This is a genomic window from Lacihabitans sp. CS3-21 (assembly GCF_024343675.1).
GTDB lineage: Bacteria > Bacteroidota > Bacteroidia > Cytophagales > Spirosomataceae > Leadbetterella.
In genome coordinates, this window is sequence record NZ_RJUD01000046.1 from 1 (window position 1) to 322 (window position 322).

General features: G+C 46.9%; 1 rRNA gene. It reads left to right on the forward strand.

Annotated features, from left to right (window positions below):
- Positions 1-43: 43 nt before the first annotated feature.
- Positions 44-322: ribosomal RNA gene (locus EGI24_RS14230) — 23S ribosomal RNA — on the forward strand; the annotation flags it as partial.

A 322-nucleotide genomic window follows, 5' to 3' on the forward strand; every position in this document is an offset into this window, starting at 1 on the left:
AAAGAGTACATTGACATGATGGGAAAGACTGAGAAGAGATAAAAAAGAGCAAAAGAAGGGCGTATGGGGGATGCCTAGGGTCTCAGAGGCGAAGAAGGACGTGATAAGCTGCGATAAGCTACGGGGATGAGCACACATCAATTGATCCGTAGATTTCCGAATGGGGCAACCCAGTTAGTTGAAGACTAACTATTCATACTAGGTATGAAAGCGAACGTGGGGACCTGAAACATCTAAGTACCCATAGGAGAATAAAACAACAGTGATTCCGAGAGTAGTGGCGAGCGAAATCGGAGCAGCCCAAACCGGCCTTGTTACGGCA